This is a genomic window from gamma proteobacterium symbiont of Lampromicra miyakona (assembly GCF_059730895.1).
Map to the genome: position 1 here is coordinate 3,948,724 of NZ_AP035932.1, position 22,212 is coordinate 3,970,935.

A 22,212-nucleotide genomic window follows, 5' to 3' on the forward strand; every position below is an offset into this window, starting at 1 on the left:
GCACACATGCTAAGCGCATCGTCACTTTATGCTGCGATTGATTTAGGTTCTAACAGCTTTCATATGTTGGTGGTGCGCGAAGTGTCCGGCAGTATTCAGACCGTCGCGCGAATTAAACGCAAGGTGCGTCTGGCGGCAGGTCTTGATGCGGCCAACCATCTCTCAGCTGAGGCGATGCAGCGCGGCTGGCAGTGCCTGCGTCTGTTCTCCGAGCAGTTGCAGGACATTCCCCCGGAACAAATCCGCGTGGTGGCAACCGCCACGCTGCGCATTGCCAGCAACGCGCAGGATTTTCTGACTCAGGCGGAACAGATTCTCGGCTGTGCGGTGAACGTCATCAGCGGCGAGGAAGAAGCGCGCCTGATCTATCAGGGTGTTGCGCACACCACCGGCGGCTCTGACCAGCGGCTGGTGGTCGATATCGGCGGCGGCAGCACCGAGCTGGTGACCGGCGAAGGTGCGCACGCCACGACGCTGTTTAGCCTGTCGATGGGCTGTGTGACCTGGCTGGAGCGCTTCTTCAGCGATCGTCATCTCGCCAAAGAGAACTTTGCCCAGGCCGAACAGGCCGCACGTGAAATGATCCGTCCGATTGCGCCGGCACTGCGAGAGAAAGGCTGGCAGATTTGCGTGGGCGCGTCCGGCACCGTCCAGGCGCTGCAGGAGATCATGGTGGCGCAGGGCATGGATGAGCGCATCACTCTGAGCAAACTGCAGCAGCTCAAACAGCGTGCCATTCAGTGCGGCAAGCTGGAGGAGCTGGAGATTGAAGGGCTGACGCTGGAGCGCGCGCTGGTGTTTCCCAGCGGCCTGTCGATTCTGATCGCCATTTTCCACGAGCTGAGCATTGAGAGCATGACGCTGGCCGGCGGCGCACTGCGCGAAGGGCTGGTGTACGGCATGCTGCATCTGCCGATTGACCGCGATATTCGCAGCCGCACGCTGCAGAACGTTCAGCGTCGTTTCGCCATTGATGTTGAGCAGGCCGGCCGCGTGCGCCAGCTGGCAGAGAGCTTTTTCCGTCAGGTGAGCAGCAGCTGGAAGCTGGATCAGCGATGTCGCGATTTACTCCTCAGCGCCTGTTCAATCCACGAAATTGGCCTGAGCGTCGATTTCCGCCAGGCACCGCAGCACGCCGCGTATCTGATTCGCCATCTCGATCTTCCTGGTTTCACCCCCGCACAGAAAAAAATGCTGGCCTGCCTGCTGCAGAACCAGAGCGGCAGCATTGATCTGGCGCTGCTGACGCAGCAAAACGCCGTGCCGCCGCGCATGGCTGATCGGCTGAGCCGTCTGCTGCGGCTGGCAATCATCTTCTCCAGCCGGCGGCGCGACGACACGCTGCCGGCGGTGCGTCTGCAGGCGGATGATGATGCGCTGCATCTGACGCTGCCGGCAGGCTGGCTGGCTGCGCATCCGCTGCGCGCCGAGCTGCTGGAGCAGGAGAGCCATTACCAGTCGTATGTGCACTGGCTGCTGACGATTTCCTGATCGAACCTGCTGCTGCATTGAAAAACGCCCGGCAACTGCGCTTTTACGCGAGTGAAATTTGCTTTGCCGGGCGCTTTGCCTCTGCGGCGCGCGCAACGATTTTCGCCAGAGACCAGGCTTGCGGCTCTGACGAAACCATTACCCCTTCTTCGCGTTCTCCAGCATCGCACGTAAGCCGGCGACGCGCGTTTGCCCGGTTTTCACCCGCTCTTCGGCGCTGATCACCTTTTTCTCACGCTCCCACGCCACATCATCCTGCGGCAATTCCAGCAGGAAGCGGCTTGGTTCCGGACGCACCAGCTCGCCGTACTGACGGCGCTCGCGGCACAGGGTAAAAGTCAGCTCTTTCTGCGCGCGGGTGATGCCCACGTAGGCCAGGCGACGCTCTTCTTCGATATTGTTCTCATCGATACTGCTCTGATGCGGCAGCAGCCCCTCTTCCATGCCCACCAGATAGACATAGGGGAACTCCAGCCCTTTCGAGGCGTGCAGCGTCATCAGCTGGACCTGATCGAGCTCTTCATCGCTCTCGCCGCGCTCCATCATGTCGCGCAGGGTAAAACGCGTCACCACCTGCGCCAGCGTCATCGGCTCGTTAAGTTCGTCGCCCTCCAGCATTTCGGTCATCCACTGAAACAGCGTATTGACGTTCTTCATGCGCATTTCCGCCGCTTTCGGGCTGGGGGAGGTTTCAAACAGCCAGCTTTCGTAGTCGATGCCGCGAATCAGGTCGCGCACCGCATTCACCGGTTCACGCTCGGTGAGCTGAACGATGTCATTCAGCCAGTGGGTAAAGCGCTGCAGATGCTCCAGCCCGCGCCCGGAAAGCGTCTGTTCCAGCCCCATATCAAAGCTGGCGTTAAACAGGCTTTTGTTGCGCAGATTGGCCCACTCACCCAGCTTCTGCAGCGTCGCGGGGCCGATCTCGCGACGCGGCGTGTTCACGATGCGCAGAAACGCGCTGTCATCTTCAGGATTGGTCAGCACGCGCAGATAGGCCAGCAAGTCCTTGATTTCCGGCCGCGAGAAGAAAGACGTGCCGCCGGAGATGCGATAAGGAATACGGTTCTGCATCAGCAGCTTTTCAAACACGCGCGACTGATGGTTACCGCGATAAAGAATCGCGTAATCTTTGTACTGGGTTTTATTGATAAAGTGATGGGCAATCAACTCGCCCGCCACGCGCTCGGCTTCGTGATCTTCGTTGTTGGCGCTCAGCACTTTTAGCTCGCTGCCCTCGCCCAACTCAGAGAACAGCCGCTTTTCAAACACGTGCGGATTGTTAGCGATGAGGATATTGGCGCATTTAAGGATACGCTGCGTCGAGCGGTAGTTCTGCTCCAGCTTCACCACTTCCAGCGCCGGGAAATCCTCTTTCAGCAGTACCAGGTTCTGCGGCCGCGCGCCGCGCCACGAGTAGATAGACTGATCGTCATCGCCGACCACGGTAAAGCGCGCCCGGGCGCCGACCAGCAACTTCACCAGCTCATACTGGCTGGTGTTGGTGTCCTGATACTCATCCACCAGCAGATAGCGGATGCGCTGTTGCCAGCGTTCGCGCACCTCCTGATTCCGCTGCAGCAGCAGGGTCGGCAGCAGAATCAGATCGTCGAAATCCAGCACGTTACAGGCTTTCAGATGCTGATCGTACAGCGCGTAGCAATGGGCAAAAATCTGGTCGCGCTGCGATTTGGCGAGGCCGGCCGCGCCCTGCGGATCAACGAGGTCGTTTTTCCAGTTGGAGATGGTGGAAATCAGCTGCTGCAACAGGGTTTTATCTTCTTCCAGCCACTGTTTGGTCAGGTCCTTAAGCAGCGCCAGCTGATCCTGATCGTCGAACAGCGAGAAAGTCGATTTCATGCCGAGCGCCTTGTACTCGCGCTTGATGATCTCCAGGCCCAGCGTGTGGAAGGTTGAGATCATCAGGCCGCGCGCCTCTTTGCGTCCCAGCGTTTGCGCCACGCGTTCTTTCATCTCGCGCGACGCCTTGTTGGTGAAGGTCACCGCCGCGATATGGCGCGCCTGATAGCCGCATTCACGGATCAGATGGGCGATTTTATTGGTGATCACGCGGGTTTTACCGGAACCCGCACCGGCCAGCACCAGACAGGGACCGGTGACAAATTCGACAGCACGTTGTTGGCCGGGATTAAGACGCATAGAAAAACATCACTCAATTTAATCAGACAGGAAGATTTACATCGCGCCGTAGGGTGCGCATTGATGCGCACCTGAGCGCAAAGGTCGCCATCAATGGCGACCCTACAACTGACGCGCACTACGCTATAATGCGTCGAATATTATACATACATAACGGAACACCATCATGGCGAAAACCGCGGCGGCTTTACATATCCTGGTGAAACAGGAAGCGCAGGCGAAAGCGCTGCTGGCGCAGCTGGAAAAAGGCGCGAACTTTCAGCAACTGGCAAAAAAACACTCGACCTGCCCGTCCGGGTGTAACGGGGGCGATCTGGGGGAGTTTCGCAAAGGGCAGATGGTGCCGGCATTTGATAAAGCGGTGTTCACCTGCCCGCTGCTGCAACCTTACGGACCGGTGAAAACCGCTTTCGGCTACCACATCATCAAAGTGCTGTGGCGTAACTGATCACTTTTTGCTTTTCATCTGCTGGAGTACGTTGCTGCACTGATTGTCATCGGTGTCGCTCGGCGAAATCAGCGCCAGCAGTGCGGCCGCCGGCGCGACCACAGCCCCCAGCGCGACGGCTGCGGCACCGCGCGCCAGCAGCGGACCGGCTTTGACTCCGGCATCCGGGTTTTTGAAGGTGCCGCGCACATACAGCGGCGAACGCAGCGTAATGATACGAATGCCCTTGCTCTCCGGATTGATCGACAGATCCAGCCGCTCATTAGCAAAGTTAGCGTTGCCGGTAACGTTGATCACCGCGTTCTCGGTATCGAACACGAACAGCCGCGGCGTCGCCAGTCCCTGTCTAATATTCAGGTCGGTCGCGGCACAGTTGATGCGCACCTCATCGTCGCCAAACAGTTTACCCACCACATAGTTACCAACGTTCAGCCCGGCAATCTCCATCAGGCTGCGGCTGATCAGGCCATCGTTCATCAACAGTTTCAGCTCGCCATTGCTGGTGCCCAGCAGGTCGGCCACCGAATTGCCGGTGCCGGTCAGGCTGGCATCCCCGTTGAGCTGGCCGAGACTACGCTGCATGGCGGTGACATCCGGGAACAGCTGACGCAGCTGCAGCTTGCGCGCATGCAGGTCGGCGCGGCCGCGCATCGGTGAGCGATCGCCCTCCAGATGGATGGTCGAATTAATGCTGCCGCCGGCCATGCCGAAGCGCAGCGGATCCAGCAGCAGGTCGCCATTTTTCAGCTGCAGATGGGTATAGAGATCGCTGAGCGGCAGCTTGCTGCTGTGCTCGATACGCTTGCCGCTGAACTTCACGTCAGCGTCCATCACATCCCAGTTTTTGGTATCGAACTTGTCATGTGGCAACACGCGATCCGCCGGCTGGGTGCTGGCCTCACCGCGCTGTGCTTTGGCCTGCGCCGTTTTTTCACTGCCCTTGCCGGAGTTAACCCCAATCAGCGGCCCAAGGTCCGCCATACGCAGCTGGTTCGACGTCAGCTCGCCGCTCAGCGTCGGACGCGGTTTGCCCTGACGGTAGCTGAGCGAACCGTGAATATCGCTGTCACCAATATGACCGTTGAATTTTTCGTAGCGGAACAGCGGCCCTTTCTCTTCGTTGAAACGCGCAATCAGGTGGCCGTCAGTTTCATACGGTGGCGTGTCCGGCAGCAGCACGCCGGTTAAGCCGTACAGATTTGCCAGCGTGTCGCCGGAGAAGCGCAGCCGCACATCCAGCCCGCCGAGATTGAGCGGATCCTGCAGGGTGCCATCCACGCGCACACGTGTGGTGCCGTTGCGTACGTCGAGCTGTAACGGGAACGGCGTGGTTTTGCTGCGCAGCGACAACATACCGCCAATCTTACCGTCACCATCGAGTTTCTGGTTGTTGTAGGTCCCGCTCGCCTGCCAGCCAAACACAAAATCGCCGGCCCCTTTTTGCTGGTCGTTACCGCCCGCGACCTGCGCGTACGGCACCGGTTTACCCAGCGGATTGATCTTCACCGTGACATCGGCTTTGTTGATGGCGTCGCGATAGCGCAGCTGTCCCTGATCGAACAGGATGTTATCAAGGCGGAATGACCATGCCGAAGGCGGCGCGTTGGGGTCGCTGTTTTCGCTGCTGGCGAGGTTGAAGGTCCAGTTATTTTTCTTATCGGCGGTCTGCACCAGTCGCGCATCCGGCTGCTGCATCTTAATCCACGGCAGGTAAATTTCTTTGTGCAGCAGCGCCAGCGGCGCCAGCGTGGCTTCCACCCGCTGCAAATGCACCATTGTCACTTCCGGCACGCTGGGCGGATTACCGAGCATGACATCGTCAGCGTGCACCTGCGGCCACGGCACCCAGCTGCGCCAGCCTGGCTCTTCGCGATTGCGCACCCAGGCCACGCCAAGATCGCCGCGAATAGCGAACGGTCGGTTCAGTTCTGCCGAGACTTTCTGGTTGATGGTTGGCTTCAGGCGGTTCCAGTCAAAGGTGGCGATAATCACCACGACCACCACAACCAGCAACAATAAAATCCCGATCACCCAGCTAATTATTTTTCCTGTACGCGACATTTTGCCTCCTCCTTGCCCTTCCACGTCTCCTTAAAGATAGTCGAGACGCGGCAGAACGGAATCACGGAAGCTCAAGTACCAGGTTTTCCAGCTGGTTAAACGGCAGCGGACGTGAAAAATAATAGCCCTGTGCGGCCATGGCGGGCGAGTTGCGTACCTGCTGCCACTCCTCCTCGTTTTCCACCCCTTCGACGATCACGCCGTTACAGTAACGGTTAATCAGCGCCAGCAGCATGGAGAACAGCGAGCGCCCTTCATCACTGGCGCGCAGCAGCATAAACAGCTCGCGCGAGAGCTTGATGTAGTCGTAGCGCAGTTCGGTCAGCGCGGAGAAGTTGGCCATGCCGGACCCAAAGTCATCCAGCCACAGCGGGCCCAGCTCCGGCATCTGCGCCACCATCTCTTCCTGCGGCAGCGCGTGATGCTCGGTCAGTTCGAAGCGCACCCACGGCAGCTGGACGATCAGCGCGCGCACGGGCGCATGCTGCTGAATGGCCAGTAACGTGGGTCCATCAATATTGACGGAGGCCACCAGTTGGCGCTGGCTGAAGAAGGAAGCCCACTGTAATAACAGTTCAAGCTGCTCCTGGACGATGTCGAGACGCTGGGCAATGGTAAGCGCCTCGAAATAGTCTTCGGGTGACACGTTTTGCTCAGGTGCGGCGGGATGCACCACGGCGGTAAGCAGTTCAATAGCCAGTAAGCGGCCAGAAACCTGGTAAATCGGCTGGAAAGTGTAGCACCGTTGGCACTGCTGCCAGTAGAGACGGGTTTCCTGTTGTTGCTCAAGTTCGGGAGAAAAAGGCAGCCGATGACTCAAATTCTTCATCACCATGGTGTTTTCCTGGTTGGTATTGAGTGCCTGCAAATAGCATCTCAGTGGCAAGTATCGGCTCTCCCCTGGATAACTTTATTGGTCTGCGCAGCCACACGAGCTGTTGAGTCTAGCAGCGTGTCTGCGGCTTAATCGGCAAAACAACCCCCGGTTTGGCCGCTAAATCGGTGCAGAAGCGCGGTTTTACGCCTTAAGGCAAATTAAAACAGCGTTTTAAAAAGCATTGACGACTGCCATACCAGACGCGAGACTAGAGCGCAGCATTCACTACAGGCCAAACACCATGACGCAGAAAACCATCGCCATTATTGGCGAATGCATGATTGAGCTGTCCGAAAAAGGTGAGAACATCAAACGCGGCTTTGGCGGCGATACGCTGAATACCGCGATCTATCTGGCACGGCAGAGCGATTCCAGCCAGCTGCGTGTGGAGTATGTCACCGCGCTTGGCACCGACAGCTTCAGCGACCAGATGATCGCGGCCTGGCAGCAGGAGCAGGTGCACACGCAACTGGTGCAGCGCCTGCCGGACAAAATGCCCGGGCTTTACTTCATCGAAACCGATGCCCACGGCGAGCGCACCTTTTGGTACTGGCGCAGCGATGCTGCCGCGCGCTTCTGGCTGGATAGCCCGCAGGCCGGGGCCATCTGTCAGCAGCTGGCGCATTACGACTATCTCTACCTGAGCGGCATCAGCCTGGCGATCCTGCCTGAGGCCAGCCGCGAAAAGCTGATGGCGCTGCTCAGTGCCTGCCGGCAAAACGGTGGCACCGTGATTTTTGACAACAACTACCGGCCGCGTCTGTGGGCGGATAGCGCCAGTGCGCAGCAGGCGTATGCGGCGATGCTACGCCACACCGATATCGCCTTCCTGACGCTGGATGATGAACACCTGCTGTGGGGCGAACAGCCGCTGGCGGACGTGATTGCGCGCACGCGCGCCGCCGGCGTGCAGGAGATTGTGATCAAACGTGGTGCCGACTCCTGCCTGGTGGCGCGCGGCGAAGAGCCGCTGCGGGATGTTGCGGCCATCAAACTGGCTCCGGCGCAGATTGTCGATACCACCGCCGCAGGTGACTCCTTCAGCGCCGGTTATCTGGCCGTGCGCCTCGCGGGTGGCAGCGTGGAGCAGGCCGCAGCGCGCGGCCATCTCACCGCCAGCACGGTCATTCAGCATCGCGGCGCGATTATTCCGCCCAGCGCGATGCCAAAAACCGTTTAACACCGCACACGATTGTCGCGCCGCGCTGCCTGCTGCGCGTCGCGACAATTTCCCCTCTGCCCTGACGAGAAATTGATTATTACGCTGAAAAATATCACCGCGAAAATTTGGCTTAATGACGCAGATTCACCGGGCAATTTTTACTAATGACGCACGCCATCCAGCCTCCTCTCTGCCTGACGCTCACCACTTAAATGCCGCTAATCAGACTGATTTAAATTCAATGCATTACGACGATAAACCCGACCGCCAGGCATAGTCCGAAACTGGCGACGCCGGCGGTTTTCGGCTGGACGATCGCGCGAAAAAAGACCATGTTTTAATCAACCACAGCAGGAAGCTGTCAGGTCGACCGCGAACACAATAACGACAACATGACTCGCTCAGGACAGATTTATGCACACAGAAATTATCAATATCTGGCCGCACGGCGACGCGCCAGGCGCGAGTGACTCGCGCGCTCAGCCGCAGATCGTCGATTTGGCCAGAGAGTTCGAACCTTACGACCGCGCCGCCACCGGTGTGCGCTGCCCGGAGATGGCGATCTGGCATCCGGAAACCTCAAACGGTATCACCCTGCTGGTGGCACCGGGCGGCGGGTATCAGCGCGTACTGATCGACCGCGAAGGCAGCGCCCTCGCCACCTTTTTCACCTCGATGGGCTACACCCTGGCGGTAATGACCTATCGCCTGCCGTACGACGGCCATCATGAAGGACCGGATGCGCCGCTGGCCGATGCCCAGCGTGCGGTGCGCGTGCTGCGCGAGCGCTCACAGCGCGGCCTGAACGGAAAGTACATCGTGATGATGGGCTTTTCCGCCGGCGGGCACGTGGCCGCCAGCCTCGGCACCCGTTTTGGCGAAAAAATCTATCCACTGCAGGATCAGGCCGACAGCCTGTCACCGCGGCCTGATGCGATGGTGCTGCTCTATCCGGTCATCAGCATGCGCGACGGTCTGGCGCATGAAAGTTCACGCACCCGCCTGCTGGGCGCGTGGCCCGATCCAAAAAGCATTGATGCTTATTCGCTGGAGACGCGCGTGCACGGCCAGACGCCGCCGACGCTGCTGATCCACGCTGCTGACGATGAGACGGTTTCCGTTAATAACAGCATGGTGTTTTTTAGTGCCCTGCGTGAGCACAAGGTGCCGGCGGAAATTCACTTTTATCAGAAAGGCGGCCACGGCTTTGGGATTCGTGGCGTGGCGGATCTGCCGCTGGCCAGCTGGCCGATGCTGGTGACCGAATGGCTGCGCGTAAAGACCTGATGCCCCTGCTACGTTGAACCGCAGCGGCGCTGGCGGCGCGCGTTCATCCCGGTCGCTTACGTAAGCTCCTGAGGATGAACACCCGTGCCGCCTTGCTGCAGCGCACCTTATTGCGGGGACTCATGCGCCCTGTGTTATGACGAGGGTTGAGCCGGATCGGTCGCGCTCGCGCTGCCATTATTTTCGGGTTTAGCTTCGTCCGGGGTAGCAGCGGCGGCAGGCGCATCCGGAACCTTCATCACCTTGTCCCAGCTGTCCTGCAGCATCCTGACGTTGGTTTCGGGCTCACCCTGCGGCTGAATCAGCACCATGGTGAGCTCCTGCGTTAACTGCTGGCGCAGCTCCTGGTTGAGCTGGTCGCGCGTTAACTCGCTGAGAAACGCCTGACGCAGTTTCTGGTACTGCTCCGGCGCGATATCCACCACGGAATTCTGCTGCGAGCGCAGACGTTGCCCCATCAGAATATCGGTGTCGGTGCGCGCGTAGGTAGCAAACAGTTTGTTCAGTTCCAGCAGCTTTTGCGCCATTAGCGCATCAAACTCCTCCTGCGGCAGACCTTTGTCACGCACGGTGGCCAGCTCACGCGCCACCTGGTTCAGGTTCTGCACCAGCGACGCGTTAGGCGAATCCATGTTAATGGCGCACTGCGCACGCTGATACAGCACGCGACAGTCGAAGCCAACCTGCACGTTTTGCGCTTTGCTGTCGGCCAGCGCGCGCTGGACGTGCCAGAACAGCGCTTCGCGCGCCAGATCGCTCTGCCAGTAGCGCTGCAGATTCTGCGAGTCGCGGATCGGCTGCCATGGCGTATCCCACACCAGCGACAGGCGATCCTGCATCATGCCGCCGTTAACCAGGTTGATTGGCTGATGCGGCAGCGGCGACAGCGTGGGCAGCGCCGCGGGCGCCACCCGTTTGCCTTGCAGTGGCGAGAACGCTTTGTTGATCTGCTCCGCCATGCTGCGGCTATCCACGTTGCCCACCACGTACAGCGTCATGCCGTCCGGCGTGTACCACTGCTGGTAAAAGGCATTAAGCTGCGCGATATCCACCGGCGCACGCGGCTGTTCGCCCGGATCATGCGTCAGCATGGTCGACCCTTTCAGGCGATAGCGCCACCACACATCCTGCGTATTGGGCGGCCAGGTCGCGATGGGATCGGTGGCGGTCAGTGCGGTCGACACCACCTGCTCATTAATGGTCATTTTACCGGCGGTGGCCGCCAGCCAGCTGAGCGCCTCTTTCAGCAGCTCCGGCCGGTTGTTCGGCAGGCTGAGATTGTATTGGGTGAAATCATAAGACGAGATGGCCGGCGGCAGCGGTCGCTGCGGATCCATCGCCTGTTGCCACAGTGCGCGCTGCTGATTGGTATCCAGCGCGGTGTTATGTACCATCGCCAGACGCGGTAAAAGATGGCTGAACCCGGTTTGCTGGGCGCTTTCCACCAGCGAACCGGTATTAACTATCAGGCGCAGCTCGATGCGATCGCTCGGACGTTGTGGTGTGGTCAGCAGCTGCCAGCTGAAACCATTGTCCAGTTTGCCTTCCTGCCAGGCGGGATCAGGCTGAAGTGTTTCGGCGTGGACGCCGAAGCCAGATGCCGCAAGCAGCCATCCGCCAACCAAAAGCCGAATTCTGATGCCCTGCATGTGAACCCCTACTCAAACAGATAAACGCTCGTGCGCGCCATAGGCGGCCGCTTTTCAGCGAACCACGGCGGCAGGCTGCCGCCACGTTTATACAACGACAGACTCTTTGACCACAGGAAGGTCAGGATGTCGCGCGACGAGGAAAAAAATCGGGAAAAAAATCAATGGGGTTATTATGCAAATGCCCGCTGTCAGGGCAAGCGACAGCGGGCATTTCACGACAAATTAACGCAAATAGAGGATTACGCGCTGGTCTGTGAAGCGTTATTGACCTTTTTCGCTGAAGAAAGCGTCGCTTTCATCTGCGCTTCATCGAGCTGGCCGACCCACTTCGCCACCACCACAGTTGCCACACCGTTACCCACCAGGTTGGTGAGCGCACGGGCTTCCGACATGAAGCGGTCAATGCCGAGAATCAGCGCCAGACCGGCCACCGGCAGATGTCCCACCGCCGACAGCGTTGCCGCCAGCACGATAAAGCCACTGCCGGTCACCCCTGCCGCGCCTTTGGAGGAGAGCAGCAGCACCACTAACAGCGTGATCTGGTGGAAGACATCCATGTGGGCGTTGGTCGCCTGAGCGATAAACACCGCCGCCATGGTCAGGTAAATCGACGTGCCATCGAGGTTGAACGAGTAGCCAGTTGGAATCACCAGCCCGACCACCGATTTCTTACAGCCCAGCTTCTCCATCTTATCCAGCATGCGCGGCAGCGCCGACTCGGAAGAAGATGTACCCAGTACAATCAGCAGCTCTTCTTTGATGTAGGCAACAAACTTAAAGATGTTGAAGCCGGCCCAGCGGGCAATAATGCCCAGCACAATCACCACGAACAGTACGCAGGTGATGTAGAAGCAGATAATCAGCTGACCGAGCTGCACCAGCGATCCGACACCATATTTACCGATGGTGAACGCCATGGCGCCGAACGCACCAATCGGTGCCAGACGCATGATCATGTTGATCACGCCAAAAATCACCTTCGAGAAGCTCTCGATGACGTTGAACATCACGGTGCCGGCGTTACCGAGGCGATGCAGCGCAAAGCCAAACAGGATAGCGAACAGCAGCACCTGCAGGATGTTACCGCTGGCGAAGGCACCGACCACGCTGTTCGGGATCACGTCCAGCAGGAAGGCAATCACGCCCTGCTGCTCAGCCTGCTGCGCGTAGACCGCAACCGCTTTGGCATCCAGCGTCGCCGGATCGACGTTCATTCCCGCGCCCGGCTGGATCACGTTGACCACCACCAGACCGATAATCAGCGCGATGGTGCTGACAATTTCGAAATAGAGCAGCGCCACTGCGCCGGTCCGTCCAACTGCTTTCATGCTCTCCATGCCGGCAATACCGGTCACCACCGTACAGAAAATCACGGGGGCGATGATCATCTTGATCAGCTTAACGAAGCCATCGCCAAGCGGCTTCATTTGCGCGCCTAACTCAGGGTAGTAGTGGCCTAACAGGACGCCGATGCCGATGGCAACCAGCACCTGAAAGTAGAGGCTTTTGAACAGTTTCATAACAGGTGTCCAGGTATAGACGGCATTCACCGCCATTGTTATGGAGAAACGCATGCGGCAAGCCGCCTGGAAGCGTATGACCTTACCGATGGCGAGGAAAATAACACTCTGTTAACAGGATTAGTATACCCTTACATTCCTTACAAAAGTTACAAAACTCTAACTATGAACTGAAACGCTTCAGCTTCCCATAACGGTGCAATTCTGCAAGGAAAATCAATAAATAAGGTGATTATTCAGATGGTGACGAGCTGGCCAGCCAGCGCTGGTTAAACACCGATAACGGCAGGGCTTCAGCATATAAGTAGCCCTGCCCGATGGTAATTCCGCGCGCCAGCAGCCAGTCGCGCTGCTCGGCGGTTTCGACGCCTTCGGCAATCACGTCGAGGTGAATGATATCGGCAATTGCCGCCACGATGCGCACCATGGTGTCATCATCCGGCAGCGCGGCGACAAAACTGCGATCCATTTTCAGCTTATTGACCGGCAGCGCTTTGAACTGATGCAGGTAGTTGAGGTTGGAGTAGCCCATGCCGAAATCATCCAGCGCGACCGCCACCCCGGTTTGCTGCAGCGAGCGCAGCAGCGCCATCGCCTGTTCAGCATCGCCAATCTGCGCGGTTTCGGTGATCTCCAGCACGAAGTTACCCGGCGCAATGCGGTGGCGCTCCAGCAGCCCCTGCAGATGGCTCACCACGCTGGCATCGCGCAGCTGTACTGCGGAGATATTCACGCTGAGCGGCAGATTGATGCCGTGGCGCTGCCAGCCAGCGATAATGCGGCACGCCTCTTCAAATACCCAGCGGCCGAGCGCGGAGATGACGCCAATCTCTTCGGCGCTGGCGATGAACTCTTCGGATAACCCGTAGCTGCCGTCCGGCATTCGCATGCGCAGCAGCGCTTCTGCGCCGGCCAGCTCGCCGGTGGCCATATTGATTTGCGGCTGCAGATAGAGCGCAAACTGGCCATCCTGCAGACCCTGCAGGATGTCGTGCTCCTGGGTTAAGCGCTTCTGCGCCCGCTCGGTCAGCGCCGGGTCAAAGAACAGAATCTGGTTTTTACCCTGATGGCGCGCCGACATCATCGCCGACGTGGCGCGCGCCAGCTGTTCGCCTGCGGACACGGTGTTGTCGTCATGCAGCGCCAGACCAATGCTGGCGTTGGGGCGCAGCTGCAGCTGATACAGGTTCACCGGCTGGTTGATGCGTAGCATCAGATTGCGCGCCAGCCGCATGGCGCGAAACGGGTTGTGCGCACGCTTCATCAGTAGCGCAAAGTCGCTCGGTCCGGTCTGTGCCAGCAGCGTATGGTCATCAATGGTGCTGCGGATTTTTTCCACCAGCGTCAGCATCAGCGTATCGCGCTGCTCATCGCTCAGGACGCCATTGGCTTCCTGCAGGGTTTCGATGCGGATCACCATCAGCCCCCACGGCTGCTGGCTGTGGCGATGGCGGATGTGCTGATCAAGCAGCGCCAGAAACAGCGCGCGGTTGGGCAAATCGGTCACCGCGAAATGGGTGGTCAGCCGGCTCATCTCATCGTGAATCGACTCCAGCACCTGCTGATTGCGGTTGTAGCTGCGAATCAGCATGCCGATCTCATCGTCGCGATGATTGTGCGGCAGCGCCAGCTTATGAGTGAGAATGGCGGGCGGCGGCAGCTCCTGCAGCTCACGCGAAATATTACGCAGCGGATGCACGATCAGCCGGTTGATACACCAGCTGATCGCCACGGACAGAATCAGCGCCAGCAGCAGATAGGTGGTGATCATGGTGGACAGCGTGCTGAGCAGGAACTGATAAACGCGCGACGAATCAGCCTGCAGCACCAGATAGGCAATCGGCTTCGGCAGCCCGCTGCGCTCGACCGAATAGAGCGGCAGCGTAATCTGCACCGGCAGTTCGAACAGCCGGGCGACAAAGCGCGGCACCGGCTTCTCCGGCGCGAAGTCGGCGTGCAGCGCCTGGAAGGCGTTCGGCAGCACCACATCGGCGCGCGACAGAATGCCCGCCGGCTTAAGGGTATTCAGAATGCGTTCGGCCTGCGGGATATCGGCTTTGAGCACCGCTTCGGACAGCGGCTGACGCACGGTATGCGCGACGTTCTCCATCTGCTGGGCGTAGTCCACCCTGCGCTGCTGCACAAAATGGAATAACTGGATGACGATAAAAATTGAGATGGTGACCAGCGCTACGGCGGATACGGTGGCCATCTGCTTTATCGTTAACGAACGACTGACGCGCAACAAAACCTCTCCTGGCTGCAATGAGCCGTGACAGTTGCCGGAATGCGCAGCAAGTATATCCCAGGTCAGCATTTTTTTGCGCCGGGATAAAGGCGAAAATCACGCAACTGCCCCGCTTTGCGCGCGGTTACCGCGTTTTGTCAGTCGTTACTGGCGCAGAGACAAAACGGCGCGCGCGAGATCGCACCGTTTGCCGCGCCGGGTTTACTGCGGATAGGCCACCCAGTCGCCGCCGTTAAGGCGAATCCACGGTTTGCCCTGATACATCATCACGACGGCGTTATCATTTTCAGAGACAACCGGCGTCTGCGGCAGGTTATCCGTCAGCACCGACATATTGACGTTCGGTGCGTTGAAGACCTGACCGTCCACCACCCGCGACACCAGTTCCGAGATGGCCAGCAGGCTGAGCGGCGTATCAATGGTCAGCGGCTGTCCCTGATGCGGGGCTTTCATGCCGACGAATTTGATGCCAACCGGCACGTGGGTGATCCCCGGACTGGGAATATCGCGCAGTCCGGACATCTGCATTTTATCCCCCTGCAGCGCCGCACCGTGTTCCGGTACCACCAGCACCATCACCCGGCGTCCCGACTTCTCCAGATTGGTCAGGAAGGTATCGAGCTGGTCGAACAGCACCCGCGCACGCGGCTGCCACTCGGCGGTGCGGGTGCTGCCCAGCTCGCGCGTACCGTCGTGCAGCGGAATCAGGTTGTAGAAGGTGGCGCTGCGCGCATCGCTGCTTTTGCTGCGCTCATCAAGCCAGCGCTGCATCAGCTGCCCGTCGTTGTACACCGGCGAACCATCAAACGAGGTCAGTTCCGGCGCAATTCCGGCCTGCGACATCAGCGGCGCCTGCATGTTGCCATCCTCGCGCAGCTCTTTCAGGTAGTTACCGAACACGCCGGTATGGTCCATCATCAGCTGCTGCTTAAAGCCAAGCTTCGCCAGATTATCAAACAGATAGCAGCGCTGATCGGTGGCTTTATACAGGTTACTGTGTGAGGTCTGGCCGCAGCTGGCGCGCAGCAGGCGGATACCGGCCGGACCGCTGTAGCCGGTGGCGGAGTTATAGTTGTTCAGCACGATATCGAAGTGCTTCCACAGCGGATGATCGCGCAGCTGCGCCACATCGATGTCCGACCACGCCAGCGAGCAGATGTTGATCACCAGAATATCAAACGGCTGCGAATCGGCGGGCAACGCATCCGGGAAGTGCGTAACGCGCTGACGCTCGCTGTCGTAAAAGCGATTCAGCCACGCGGTGAGGTTGGCACTGGTGGGCGGCGCGCTCTGATCGAGTCCCGTCGGAGCCGGGCTCGCCGCCGGTTTGTCATTCAGCGCTACCGGCGGTGCGGCGGCTTTGCTGGGCAGCAGGCTGACCGCCGGCCCGGCGAGCGTCAGCACGTTCAGCCAGATCAGCGCCAGTGACACCAGCACGGTCACGCGAATCCACTGCGCCACGAACAGGTAAATCACCAGCAGCACAAAGGCCGCGCCGATCATCTCCCAGTTAATAAAGCGCTGCAGCAAATCCAGCAGATAGGCCGGCGAGAATCCCGCCACCTGGCTGCCCTGGCTGAGCAGCGAGTTCAGACCCGGCAGCCAGGTATCGTGCCAGAACAGCGCGAAGCCAATCGGCAGCGAAACCCACTGGCGCAGACGATGCAGCCGCGCTGATGGCAGCGGAAACAGCAGCCACGCCAGAAACACCAGATTACTCAGCGCATGGAAGTTGAGATAGCCGTACCACAACAGACCAAATTTGATCAGAAAGTAAAAGTTCCAGCCGCCGAGGCCGCGCCAGCGCGCCGCGTGCAGCGTCGAAGGTGTGTTATCCATGTTTATCCGTTTTGGTCGATTGGCGTTGCCACTGCCCTTCCGATTTGAGGGCGCGGGCAGGTAACAGGCGCATCAGCAGGCTGGTGCTGCGCTGCGGCAGCCAGCGTCGCCACAGCGATTTCAGGAACAGCAAAATCAGTAACAGCAGGATCGCCACCTGCACACCATCCATCAGCGTCATACGTGCGGTTCCCCGAGGTCGATGATGATCGGCTGCGGCGTCTGAGGGCCGCGCGGCGCGGCCGCTGCCGGCGCGGCAGGTTGCGCAGCGGCCGGTACTGTTAGCGGTTCGAACTGCGCCACCGGCGTCAGCTGCCGCACTTTATTCACCTCCGACAAAATCTGATTGTCGGCAAACCACACCATGCGGTTGCTGAACAGCTCGTCGTGCGGCAGGGAAAATATCGATTTCAGGGCAATGTCCAGATCGTTAAAGCGGCAGGAAGAGAGGAATAAATAGAGCCGATCGTCAACCAGCGTCACCAGGTCGCCAAAACGACGCGGTTTACACAGCGTCAGCACCTGCGGCGGCGACAGCTGCGGCACCGGGCGCAGCGCCACCATCAGCCCTTTGTCGTTTTCCGGCAGCAGCGTATTGTTCATCAACTGCTGTACCGCCGCACAGAAACGCTCCAGCGGCAAATAGCCTTTCTGCTGCAGCGGCTGTAGCGCCTGTACCAGCGCCGGCAGATCGGCCGGCACGTGGCGGGTAAACTGCTGGCCCTGCACGCCTTCCAGCGCGGTCAGCAAGCGCGACAGCGGCGCCGCCGTCGGGACAATGCTGTTAACGCCACACGCCAGCAGCAAACGTTCATCGCTGTAGCGCAGGCTGGTGCCAAGTTCCCGCACCACGATTTTCAGCGCGTTGCCGCGCGATCGCCGCAAACCATGGACCATGCTCGCCAGAGTCGGCACATCCTGATTATGGGCCAGGCTAAAGATGACCGTGGCGGCGTTGGCCTGCTGCCCGCGCGCATACACGCTCTCGTTATCGCTGAACAGTTGCCACTGTGCGGAAAGCGGCGGCGCCCCTTCCAGCACATCCTGCTGGGCCAGAAACTGGTTTTCATCATTGAGGCTCAGCGGCTGTGACGCGGCAGCTTCAGCCTGCGCAATAAACTGATTATCAATACAGTTCAGGCGGATAGCGCGGTCGGCCAGCAATTTATCGGCGGAGTACCACCAGTTAATTCGATATTGCCAGCTATCCTGCTGAAATTCTAAATGGGCGACACCATCAAGCTGACGAAAATAACGCTGCAGATGATTTCGCAGGGGAATAATTGCGGTTCCGCAGGTGATCATTAGCAGCGTCATTTGTTTTTTTAACAGAACCCGGCGCAAGCCTTTTATCCACACGGTCAGTTCATCCGGGGATAATTTGCTCCACAGCGCCGCCTGACTATAAAACATGACCAGACCGCTACGTTTATTCATTACGCGCGCCATATCGCTGGCCAGATGTTGCAGGCTGGCTTTATTGGCAGGCAGCGAAAATAAGGGAATACGCGCCGGACCGCCGGGCGGATCGGGCGTTAACAGCGCCTGCGGGGGTTCATCCGCGCTCACCAGCGTGGCCGCCTTTTGCTGGCTAACCACCTGACGTAACAGCGTTCGTGCGTCTTCGGGCCGCTGGCAGGTTATCCAGTAAAATCCCGGCGACTGCAGGGCGATTAATTCCTGTTGTACCTGCTGCAGGCCAAGCGTATAAAGATTTTTCATATTAGCGTCGCGATCTGTACAATCCAGGCTAGTTTAATATAGACGGCAACGATTGGAACTGCTGAAATAAAAAAAGCTGCGCACGCGCCAGACTGTTTGAACTTTGCCGGGCCAGAAATCGCTGGCTGCGGTTTTATACGCGACAAGAAAAATATCACCCCTCTTTATCCGTTGTCGTTTCTTTGGTGGCAAAAAAGTAATGAAAACTGAAAATGCTTTTTCACTGACCGCTGTCGGCAGCGAAGATCAGGATGATATTAACGCCCTGAGTGACGCCTTTTCACTGAAGGCGTTTCGCTATATTGATATTGCCCGTGAAGCGCGTCTGCAACAGTTGCTGTCGCGCTGGCCGTTGTTGCAGGAATGCACGCAGGGACCGGAGTCACCACGCTAATGCCGGTTCTCGCCTTACAGGGGCTGCGCGGCGGGTGTGGCGCGACGGCACTCAGTGCCGCGCTGGGCTGGGCGCTAAACGCGCTGCAGCAGTCGGTGCTGCTTATCGACCTTTCGCCAGCCAATCAACTGGCGGCCCACTTTAATCTGCCGCTCGACACGCCGCACGGCTGGCTGCGTGCGCAGCTGGATAACCAGCCGTGGCAGCACAGCGCGCTGCGCTATCAGCCGGGGCTGGATTTTCTGCCGTCTGGCACGCTCACGCATCAGCAGACCTTATCCTTAAACGCAGCGACAGCGGAAATTGCACAACCGCTGCTTAAGGCTTTGCCGGCCCTGAAACAGCGCTATCAGTGGATTATTTTCGACCTTCCGGCGGATCTGCTGCCGTGGCAGCTGGCGTTCATCCCGGCCGCCGATCGGCTGCTTCAGCTGTTAACGCTGGATGCCAACTGCCAGCTGCGCCTGCACCGCGCGCACTTTTCGCCGCAGACGCTGTTTCTGATTAACCAGTTCAACGCCAACAGCCAGCTGCAGCAGGATCTGCATCAGCTGTGGCTGCGCTCGCTTAAGAACCTGATTCCACAGGTGATTCATCGCGATGAAGCGCTGGCGGAAGCGCTGATGATGAAACAGCCGGTGGGCGCCTGGCGTCCGCATGCGCTGGCCAGCGAAGAGATCAATACGCTGGCCAACTGGCTGCTGCTGCATGTCGCCGGAGGTGGCGCATGAATGCGCTGCGCTGGCTGCTGGTGCCGCAGGCCTCGCAGGCATTGCAGCAGCGCGCGCACCTGGCGCGTCAGCACGGCGCCGGGCGGTTAACGGTCGCGCTGCATCTGCTGTGGTGCGTGCTCGCCTGGTCGCTGCTGCGGCTGGAAACGCCGGCGTGGCGGCGCGTGCTGCAGCAGCGTCAGCGCTACTTCCCGCATATCTCTCCGCTGCGCCCGCGTCCGCTCGATATTGTGCGCTATGCACTCCAGAGCCTGTGGCTGCTTATTATGCTGCCGCTGGACGGCAGCGCGCGCAGCGAGCGTAAACGTTTTAACGCCTTTGGCTCGCTGTTCCGCTGGCGCCAGCAGCTGTATCAATGGCTGGCGCACCTGCCGGCGCGGCTGGAGCACAGCGGCGTGCCGCAGCGCAGCGAACGCTGGCTGCAGCGCCTGCCACGGCGCGTGCGTCAGCTGCTGTTCATCGTAGTGGCGATCGCCGCCAGCCTGCTGGCGCTGCTGTGCATCTCGCAGCCGTTTGATATCACCACGCAGTTTGTGTTTGTGCTGCTGCTGTGGGCGCTGGCCATGCTGGTGCGCCGTATGCCGGGCCGGCTGGTGACCATCATGCTGATTGTGCTGTCGCTCACCATCTCCTGCCGCTATCTGTGGTGGCGCTATACGGAAACCCTTAACTGGGACGATCCGCTCAGCCTGACGTTTGGCCTGCTGCTGATTGGCGCGGAAACCTACGCGTGGACGGTACTGGTGCTGGGCTATTTCCAGACGCTGTGGCCGCTCAACCGCCAGCCGGTCTCCATGCCGCCGGAGATCGCCAGCTGGCCCAGCGTCGATATTCTGGTGCCGACCTACAACGAGCCGCTCAGCGTGGTCAAACCCACCATCTATGCTGCGCTGGGCATCGACTGGCCGCAGGATAAACTCAACATCTATATTCTTGATGACGGCACGCGCGAGGAGTTCCGCGAGTTTGCTGCCAGCGTGGGCGTCAATTACGTGGTGCGCCCCAGCCACGAACACGCCAAGGCCGGCAACATCAACCATGCGCTGAAAACCACCTGCCGCAGCGAATACGTGGCGATTTTTGACTGCGACCACGTGCCGACGCGCTCGTTCCTGCAGCTCACCATGGGCTGGTTCCTGAAAGATCACCGGCTGGGCATGCTGCAGACGCCGCACCACTTCTTCTCACCGGATCCGTTTGAGCGCAACCTCGGCCGCTTCCGCCAGACGCCGAATGAAGGCTCGCTGTTTTACGGTCTGGTGCAGGATGGTAACGACACCTGGGATGCCGCCTTTTTCTGCGGCTCCTGCGCAGTGCTGCGCCGCAGCGCACTGGATGAGATTGGCGGTATTGCGGTGGAGACCGTGACGGAAGATGCGCACACCTCACTGCGACTGCACCGCCGCGGATACACCTCGGCCTACATCCGCATTCCTCAGGCTGCCGGGCTGGCAACCGAAAGTCTGTCAGCGCATATTGGTCAGCGCATCCGCTGGGCGCGCGGCATGGTGCAGATCTTCCGTCTCGATAATCCGCTGTTTGGCAAAGGGCTGAAGCTGGTACAGCGGCTGTGTTACGCCAATGCCATGCTGCACTTTCTTGCCGGTATTCCCCGGCTGATCTTTCTGCTGGCGCCGCTGGCGTTTCTGCTGTGCCATGCCTACATCATCTATGCGCCCGCGCTGGCCATCGCCATCTACGTGCTGCCGCACATGGTGCATACCAGTCTGACCAACTCGCGCATCCAGGGGCGCTGGCGCCACTCGTTCTGGAGCGAGGTGTATGAAACCGTGCTCGCCTGGTACATCGCCCGCCCCACCACCGTCGCGCTGTTTAATCCGCACAAAGGCAAATTCAATGTGACCGCCAAAGGGGGCCTGGTAGAAGAGCGCCATCTCGACTGGGTGATCACCAAACCCTATATGCTGCTGGTGCTACTGAACATTGCCGGTATCGGCATGGGCTTCTGGCGCATGGCGCACGGCCCGGCCAATGAGCTGCTCACCATCTGGGTCAGTCTGGTGTGGGTGGTTTACAACATGATTATTCTCGGCGGCGCGGTGGCGGTGTCGGTGGAAGCACGTCAAATTCGTGAAGCGCACCGCGTGGAGATCGCCATGCCGGCGGCGCTGGCACGCGCCGATGGTCATATGCTGCCGTGCACGCTGCGCGACTACTCTGACGGCGGCGTGGGCGTCGAACTGCGCGAGCCGGATGCACTGCGCGAGAACGAAAGCGTCTCGCTGCTGCTGCGGCGCGGACAGCAGGAGTTCAGCTTCCCGTGCCAGGTACAGCGCGTATTTGGCCGCCGCGCGGGTATCCGCCTGCACCAGCTCTCCACCCGCCAGCACATCGAATTTATTCAGTGCACCTTTGCGCGCGCCGATACCTGGGCGCTGTGGCAGGACGGTTTTCCGGAGGATAAACCGGTGCAGAGCCTGGCGGACATTATGCTGCTCGGCTTCAAAGGCTATTTGCGGCTGGCGGAGTATGGTCCGGCACCGCTGCGCCGCCTGTTCCGTGGCCTGACCGCCGGACTGCACTGGCTGGCAACGCTGTTGCCGCATAGCGTCCGTCCGCGACCGGCAACGCTCAACACTGATTTTACCTAAGCTGATGA

The 22,212-nt window shown here is 59.5% G+C and carries 16 protein-coding genes; 7 read left to right on the forward strand and 9 right to left on the reverse strand.

Annotation, left to right across the window (positions count from 1 at the left end; translation table 11 throughout):
- Positions 1-6: 6 nt before the first annotated feature.
- Positions 7-1,491 (forward strand): exopolyphosphatase, encoded by a 1,485-nt coding sequence (gene ppx, locus AC6I8P_RS18580; RefSeq protein WP_127833521.1) that lies wholly within the window; start codon positions 7-9, stop codon positions 1,489-1,491.
- A 138-nt stretch (positions 1,492-1,629) separates the two neighbouring features.
- Here ppx and rep read toward each other — a convergent pair whose 3' ends face one another.
- Complete coding sequence (gene rep, locus AC6I8P_RS18585) at positions 1,630-3,651, reverse strand: DNA helicase Rep (protein ID WP_021506994.1); 2,022 nt, start codon at positions 3,649-3,651, stop codon at positions 1,630-1,632.
- A 166-nt stretch (positions 3,652-3,817) separates the two neighbouring features.
- Here rep and ppiC point away from each other — a divergent pair, with 166 nt between their 5' ends.
- Positions 3,818-4,099, forward strand: coding sequence for a peptidylprolyl isomerase PpiC (ppiC, locus tag AC6I8P_RS18590; RefSeq protein ID WP_498030862.1), 282 nt, complete (start codon positions 3,818-3,820; stop codon positions 4,097-4,099).
- Here ppiC and AC6I8P_RS18595 read toward each other — a convergent pair whose 3' ends face one another.
- Positions 4,100-6,160 carry an AsmA family protein gene (locus AC6I8P_RS18595; RefSeq protein WP_264441792.1) on the reverse strand — a complete coding sequence of 687 codons (2,061 nt, stop codon included), beginning with the start codon at positions 6,158-6,160 and terminating at the stop codon, positions 4,100-4,102.
- Between the two features lie 61 nt (positions 6,161-6,221).
- A complete protein-coding gene (gene pdeH, locus AC6I8P_RS18600; RefSeq protein WP_021506997.1) occupies positions 6,222-6,995 on the reverse strand; it encodes a cyclic-guanylate-specific phosphodiesterase in 774 nt (257 codons plus the stop codon).
- Positions 6,996-7,278: 283 nt separating this feature from the next.
- On the opposite strand from pdeH, the gene kdgK reads away from it, so the two are divergent.
- Together kdgK and AC6I8P_RS18610 are read left to right on the forward strand one after the other, a co-directional pair.
- Positions 7,279-8,217, forward strand: a complete 939-nt coding sequence (gene kdgK, locus AC6I8P_RS18605) for a 2-dehydro-3-deoxygluconokinase (RefSeq protein ID WP_159378054.1) — start codon at positions 7,279-7,281, stop codon at positions 8,215-8,217.
- A gap of 396 nt (positions 8,218-8,613) precedes the next feature.
- Positions 8,614-9,486 carry an alpha/beta hydrolase gene (locus AC6I8P_RS18610; protein ID WP_498030863.1) on the forward strand — a complete coding sequence of 291 codons (873 nt, stop codon included), beginning with the start codon at positions 8,614-8,616 and terminating at the stop codon, positions 9,484-9,486.
- Between the two features lie 134 nt (positions 9,487-9,620).
- Here the strand turns inward: AC6I8P_RS18610 and AC6I8P_RS18615 are convergent, their stop codons facing one another.
- The 6 genes from AC6I8P_RS18615 to bcsE all read right to left on the reverse strand — a co-directional run bounded on the left by AC6I8P_RS18615 (position 9,621) and on the right by bcsE (position 18,467).
- Positions 9,621-11,135: a M16 family metallopeptidase gene (locus AC6I8P_RS18615; RefSeq protein WP_421040088.1), complete on the reverse strand. Its 1,515-nt coding sequence runs from the start codon at positions 11,133-11,135 to the stop codon at positions 9,621-9,623.
- Positions 11,136-11,377: 242 nt separating this feature from the next.
- The gene (locus AC6I8P_RS18620) at positions 11,378-12,658 is read right to left on the reverse strand and encodes a dicarboxylate/amino acid:cation symporter (RefSeq protein ID WP_031279619.1); all 1,281 of its coding nucleotides are present in this window, start codon (positions 12,656-12,658) and stop codon (positions 11,378-11,380) included.
- Between the two features lie 232 nt (positions 12,659-12,890).
- Positions 12,891-14,903, reverse strand: coding sequence for a biofilm formation regulator HmsP (gene hmsP, locus AC6I8P_RS18625; RefSeq protein WP_421040104.1), 2,013 nt, complete (start codon positions 14,901-14,903; stop codon positions 12,891-12,893).
- Positions 14,904-15,107: 204 nt separating this feature from the next.
- Complete coding sequence (bcsG, locus tag AC6I8P_RS18630; protein WP_498030864.1) at positions 15,108-16,745, reverse strand: cellulose biosynthesis protein BcsG; 1,638 nt, start codon at positions 16,743-16,745, stop codon at positions 15,108-15,110.
- A complete protein-coding gene (gene bcsF, locus AC6I8P_RS18635; protein WP_010617915.1) occupies positions 16,738-16,926 on the reverse strand; it encodes a cellulose biosynthesis protein BcsF in 189 nt (62 codons plus the stop codon). Before bcsF ends, bcsG begins: the two co-directional genes overlap by 8 nt.
- Positions 16,923-18,467 carry a cellulose biosynthesis protein BcsE gene (bcsE, locus tag AC6I8P_RS18640; protein ID WP_498030865.1) on the reverse strand — a complete coding sequence of 515 codons (1,545 nt, stop codon included), beginning with the start codon at positions 18,465-18,467 and terminating at the stop codon, positions 16,923-16,925. Before bcsE ends, bcsF begins: the two co-directional genes overlap by 4 nt.
- Positions 18,468-18,666: 199 nt before the next feature.
- Here bcsE and bcsR point away from each other — a divergent pair, with 199 nt between their 5' ends.
- From bcsR to bcsA, 3 genes are read left to right on the forward strand one after another with little or no spacing between them, the layout of a single operon-like run.
- Positions 18,667-18,861 carry a cellulose biosynthesis protein BcsR gene (bcsR, locus tag AC6I8P_RS18645; protein WP_104189223.1) on the forward strand — a complete coding sequence of 65 codons (195 nt, stop codon included), beginning with the start codon at positions 18,667-18,669 and terminating at the stop codon, positions 18,859-18,861.
- A complete protein-coding gene (gene bcsQ, locus AC6I8P_RS18650; RefSeq protein WP_104189225.1) occupies positions 18,861-19,592 on the forward strand; it encodes a cellulose biosynthesis protein BcsQ in 732 nt (243 codons plus the stop codon). The genes bcsR and bcsQ overlap by 1 nt, the downstream gene beginning before the upstream one ends.
- Positions 19,589-22,204: a UDP-forming cellulose synthase catalytic subunit gene (bcsA, locus tag AC6I8P_RS18655; protein ID WP_104189227.1), complete on the forward strand. Its 2,616-nt coding sequence runs from the start codon at positions 19,589-19,591 to the stop codon at positions 22,202-22,204. The genes bcsQ and bcsA overlap by 4 nt, the downstream gene beginning before the upstream one ends.
- Positions 22,205-22,212 lie beyond the last annotated feature (8 nt).

Bases quoted from the DNA above. Each gene is read 5' to 3' on its own strand.
- bcsG (WP_498030864.1), bottom strand. From the start codon at position 16,745: ATGGATAACACACCTTCGACGCTGCACGCGGCGCGCTGGCGCGGCCTC.
- AC6I8P_RS18615 (WP_421040088.1), bottom strand. From the start codon at position 11,135: ATGCAGGGCATCAGAATTCGGCTTTTGGTTGGCGGATGGCTGCTTGCG.
- bcsQ (WP_104189225.1), top strand. From the start codon at position 18,861: ATGCCGGTTCTCGCCTTACAGGGGCTGCGCGGCGGGTGTGGCGCGACG.
- AC6I8P_RS18610 (WP_498030863.1), top strand. From the start codon at position 8,614: ATGCACACAGAAATTATCAATATCTGGCCGCACGGCGACGCGCCAGGC.
- rep (WP_021506994.1), bottom strand. From the start codon at position 3,651: ATGCGTCTTAATCCCGGCCAACAACGTGCTGTCGAATTTGTCACCGGT.
- ppx (WP_127833521.1), top strand. From the start codon at position 7: ATGCTAAGCGCATCGTCACTTTATGCTGCGATTGATTTAGGTTCTAAC.
- pdeH (WP_021506997.1), bottom strand. From the start codon at position 6,995: ATGGTGATGAAGAATTTGAGTCATCGGCTGCCTTTTTCTCCCGAACTT.
- AC6I8P_RS18595 (WP_264441792.1), bottom strand. From the start codon at position 6,160: ATGTCGCGTACAGGAAAAATAATTAGCTGGGTGATCGGGATTTTATTG.
- kdgK (WP_159378054.1), top strand. From the start codon at position 7,279: ATGACGCAGAAAACCATCGCCATTATTGGCGAATGCATGATTGAGCTG.
- bcsA (WP_104189227.1), top strand. From the start codon at position 19,589: ATGAATGCGCTGCGCTGGCTGCTGGTGCCGCAGGCCTCGCAGGCATTG.
- bcsF (WP_010617915.1), bottom strand. From the start codon at position 16,926: ATGACGCTGATGGATGGTGTGCAGGTGGCGATCCTGCTGTTACTGATT.
- AC6I8P_RS18620 (WP_031279619.1), bottom strand. From the start codon at position 12,658: ATGAAACTGTTCAAAAGCCTCTACTTTCAGGTGCTGGTTGCCATCGGC.
- ppiC (WP_498030862.1), top strand. From the start codon at position 3,818: ATGGCGAAAACCGCGGCGGCTTTACATATCCTGGTGAAACAGGAAGCG.
- bcsR (WP_104189223.1), top strand. From the start codon at position 18,667: ATGAAAACTGAAAATGCTTTTTCACTGACCGCTGTCGGCAGCGAAGAT.
- bcsE (WP_498030865.1), bottom strand. From the start codon at position 18,467: ATGAAAAATCTTTATACGCTTGGCCTGCAGCAGGTACAACAGGAATTA.